The sequence below is a fragment of the Acinetobacter sp. UBA3025 genome, from assembly GCF_002367915.1.
GTDB lineage: Bacteria > Pseudomonadota > Gammaproteobacteria > Pseudomonadales > Moraxellaceae > Acinetobacter.
The window spans coordinates 1-3,894 of record NZ_DFDO01000218.1 but is presented as its reverse complement, the minus strand read 5'-3'; the positions used below and the strand labels follow the sequence as shown (position 1 = coordinate 3,894).

Annotated in this window: 4 protein-coding genes; 1 reads left to right on the top strand and 3 read right to left on the bottom strand. The window is 45.8% G+C overall.

Annotation, left to right across the window (positions count from 1 at the left end; translation table 11 throughout):
- Positions 1–42: 42 nt before the first annotated feature.
- The 3 genes from B4J23_RS09190 to serB form a co-directional block, all read right to left on the bottom strand.
- Positions 43–522 (bottom strand): SCP2 sterol-binding domain-containing protein, encoded by a 480-nt coding sequence (locus B4J23_RS09190; RefSeq protein ID WP_004781417.1) that lies wholly within the window; start codon positions 520–522, stop codon positions 43–45.
- Positions 523–662: 140 nt separating this feature from the next.
- The gene (gene aciT / locus B4J23_RS09185) at positions 663–998 is read right to left on the bottom strand and encodes a ciprofloxacin tolerance protein AciT (RefSeq protein ID WP_004781415.1); all 336 of its coding nucleotides are present in this window, start codon (positions 996–998) and stop codon (positions 663–665) included.
- A 417-nt stretch (positions 999–1,415) separates the two neighbouring features.
- Entirely contained in the window at positions 1,416–2,636 is a 1,221-nt protein-coding gene (serB, locus tag B4J23_RS09180) for a phosphoserine phosphatase SerB (RefSeq protein ID WP_004781413.1), read from the bottom strand.
- Between the two features lie 77 nt (positions 2,637–2,713).
- Here serB and B4J23_RS09175 point away from each other — a divergent pair.
- Positions 2,714–3,894: hypothetical protein (locus B4J23_RS09175; RefSeq protein ID WP_291360153.1), on the top strand; the 1,181-nt coding region annotated here is incomplete at its 3' end.

The window sequence follows — 3,894 nt, the reverse complement described above, 5'->3', positions numbered from 1 at the left end:
CTCCCCGACCCCCTCCTTTAATTAAAGCAGGAGGATTAGGAGTTATTTACCAGTTTTCTCTTTAATAAACTGACGTGCCATTTTCACTTTATCTTTGACCGGTTTTGGCAGTTTAGGCGGAATCATTTTCGCAACCTGGTTAAACCAGACTAGCAGACCAAAATCGCCTTCCATTTTAATCGTGCCACTTTGCATACCGGTCATGAATGCCGTCGGATCACCTTTAAGCAACGTTTTTACACCCTGTTCACTATCAGCAAATTGCAGCACGAAATCAGCTTTCTCTGCATCACCTGAAACGGTATCGATATGACCATTATTCACAACGATCTGACGTGCCATTCCCTCATCTGTTCCGATCTGGATACGGAACTGGCGTTCATGTACCAATTCAATAAATTTCGGGCTGGTGCGTGCTAACTGCTTCATACGTAATGCAAGACCTGCGACCAGCAAATCAAGTGGATCGGTACTGAGGTCAACAAGAGGAAGTTTGAGCACAGGAATGGAGGACAGTTTCATGGAATTATGCCTATTCTAATTGTACGAAAATTGACAAATATCCTAGCATAGATCAAAGCTAGGCAGATGCAGGACTTTGTATCATATTTCTAAACGAAAAATGCACCCGCAGGTGCATTATTTCGCTGATATTAGAGAACTTAACGGCTAGATAGCTGCTGCTGGTCATCTTCATACACTGGTGTATGTTCGATATAACGGCGTTTAGCCAAAGCACGCTCTGCACGTCGATCTTCACGCAATAACAGTAAGGTCACTACGACCATCACGGTCGTTAAAGCTGTCAGATAGCTATATGTCATCGGGAGCTCAAACAAGGCTTGAGTACCTACTCGAATCACTTCGATCAGGCCCCAGGCCAGCATTCCCGCAGCCATAAAACTTAACCAGCGACGATAAGGCGAGAAGAAAACAGCAAGCACAGCCGCGGCGACTAAACTAAAGCCTACGAGAGTTGCTAGATTCGCTGTTACCATATAAACCCCTCCATCCAAAAGAATAGTGTGTATGCTTGATATTGCAACCGTACTACCTATTGAATTTCGTTAAATCAATAAAATGGAATGTGTTGATTTGTATCTCTATGCATGCATTATGCTGAGTTTTTTACATAAAAAAAGTCCTGCTTTCTCCCCTTACGACATACTCTGTCGCGATATTATTTTGTCATTACATTTTTTATTTTCACAGTATTTGTGGATCAATTGCTGCGTCGATGTTGGCGTGTCATTACAAAATCATATGCCCTTTCATCGACTTAAAAAAAATATTTTCCGTTTAAGATGATCGGGGTATTTATAGACAAGCTGCGCCGTCCCTCGATAAAAGTTAAGCTAAAAATATAAAAAAACGCGACCCCAAGGCCGCGTTGGATTTTACCGCAAAGCTATGTATTACGCGCGGCTCAGATCTTTATCATGTACACCGAGCAGGTAGAGCACGCCATCCAGCCCCACACTGGAAATGGCCTGATTGGCATTCTGACGAACCAAAGGTTTGGCACGGAAAGCCACCCCTAGACCCGCAATTGAAAGCATTGGCAGGTCATTGGCACCATCACCCACAGCGATGGTCTGCTCCAGAGAAATTCCCATATTGTCGGCAATTTCACGGAGCAATAAAGCCTTGCGTGCGCCATCCACAATATGACCTTTAACTTCGCCTGTCACCACGCCATTCTGCACATCCAGAATGTTGGCATGAACTTCATCAATTCCTAGTTTGGCTTGCAGATATTCTGCAAAATACTGGAATCCGCCAGACAGAATCGCAGTACGGTAGCCCAGTGCTTTCAGGGTTGAAATCAGACGTTCTGCACCTTCAGTCACGGTCAGACGTTCTGCAATTTTTGGCAATACCGATGCATCCATGCCTTTTAATAAAGCAACACGAGCACGGAAACTTTGCTGGAAGTCCAGCTCGCCCTGCATCGCGCGTTCAGTAATTTCAGAGACTTGAATACCCACACCTGCTTCGATCGCCAGCTCATCAATCACTTCCTGCTCGATCAGGGTCGAGTCCATGTCAAAGCAGACCAGACGGCGATTACGGCGGTAAGCATTATCTTCTTGTACTGCCACATCGACATTCAGGTTGTTCGACAGGCTTAAGCAGGCTGCACGCATGGCTGCTGCATCCAGCATCTGGCCTTTCAGACCAAACTGTACACAGGCACGTTTAGGGCCAGTATTGGAACCATCCAGCTCAGGACGGCCAGAAAGACGGGTCACGGTTTCAATATTGAAGCCCTGACTCGACACAATCTGGGTCACGGCTTGCAGATGAGAGGCATTTAATTCCGGGGCCAATGCCGTTACGATATAACGCGTGCGGCCACCTTCTCTTACCCACTGTTCATATTCAGCAGCAGAGATTGGTTTAAAGCGCACTGTTAACCCGATATCATGTGCTAGAATCAGGATTTCCTTCATGGCTAATGCTGTTGCAGTTTGGTCATCAGACGATACAACAATACCTAAGGTCAGTTGATTATGAATGACCGCTTGCCCCACATCTAGAATCTGTAAGGAATGAGCGGACAAAACCTGCATTAATCGTGTAAATTGATTAGGCTGGTCGGGTCCTAAGAATGATATAAGAATGATTTCTCGCATGAATTGACTCGGGTCTGAGCTACAACTATTGTTAGAATCATAATCGAAATTGAACAGAATTGCCTTGGAAGTTTACGTTGAATGCGCCTAGACAAGGGCTATTTGCTAGCCTACTGATTGTAAGTTTTGCTCTGCATACCTTTTTACTGGTATTGGCAACGACTCACCAACTGAATGATAACCGTGTCAACCAGGGACAGCTCATGACGAGCCAACTGGTCACAGACAGCCTGGCGGAGCTTGAACCGGCGAACCGCGTTTCTCTGGCACTTCTGGCCAACCGTTATGCGACTAACCCAAGCGTTGCTTCAATTCGCATCCTGGATGCGAATGGTCAGGTTTTAGCCACTGGTGGGCTGACCAAGACCCGTAATGGGGAAGTTTTTGTCCGTGATGCCCTACAAAACGAGAAAAAAGTCGGTGTGATTGAAATCACCCTGATTGAGCCAAGTATTGGTGAAATTCTGCGGACTCAATGGCTTGCCATTCTGTTTTCTTTTATTATTCATGGTCTGCTTTGGGTCGGTTATCGTGCGGTAGCGCGTCCAAGCCGTACCGAGTATCTGGCACGTATCAATAATGAATCGCGACTGAAATTCGAGATTCAGACTTTGACTCAGGCATTGGAACAGGAAAAGCATAATGCCGCCCTCGCCATTGCCCAGGCACAGCAAGCTCTGAAAAACAAACCGAAAGAAAAAGACAGCAAACCGGTGGTACTGGATACCGATAGCCTGAGCTTGAACATTCAGTTCTATGATCCAAAACAGTTGCTGGATAGTGTGAATAAAACGGTATCGGTTCCTTATTTCAATTTGTGCCAGATTTTCCTGAACAAAGCCACTGAACTGTGCATCCAGCACTACAAACTGAACAGCACGGATATTTGTACCGTGCACAAGTTTGATGAAAAAGGTGCCAGTATCAGTATTGCGGCAGACAAGCCAGATGCCCTCGTCTGTCTGACCATGATCAGTTCAGTATTCCAGTTACTTTCGGAAGTCCTGTATAAGCGTTATCGTGAAGAAAAACGTTTTGTCCTGCAGACACGTAGTGCGATTTCTTCAGCTGTTGAAGAAATGCAGCTTAATTCAGTTCAAGCCGCAGAACGTCTGGTTCAGCAACTGGTCGCTAAGGAAAGTGCACTGCATGTTCCTAATGCCCTGTTGAAACAAATCGCGGACCACTTTGAGCTGGTCAGCATGCCCAATCCGACCAATGTCCTGACCCGTCATGCTTTTGTGGTGAATGGGATGGA

Bases quoted from the DNA above. Each gene is read 5' to 3' on its own strand.
- B4J23_RS09190 (WP_004781417.1), bottom strand. From the start codon at position 522: ATGAAACTGTCCTCCATTCCTGTGCTCAAACTTCCTCTTGTTGACCTC.
- serB (WP_004781413.1), bottom strand. From the start codon at position 2,636: ATGCGAGAAATCATTCTTATATCATTCTTAGGACCCGACCAGCCTAAT.
- aciT (WP_004781415.1), bottom strand. From the start codon at position 998: ATGGTAACAGCGAATCTAGCAACTCTCGTAGGCTTTAGTTTAGTCGCC.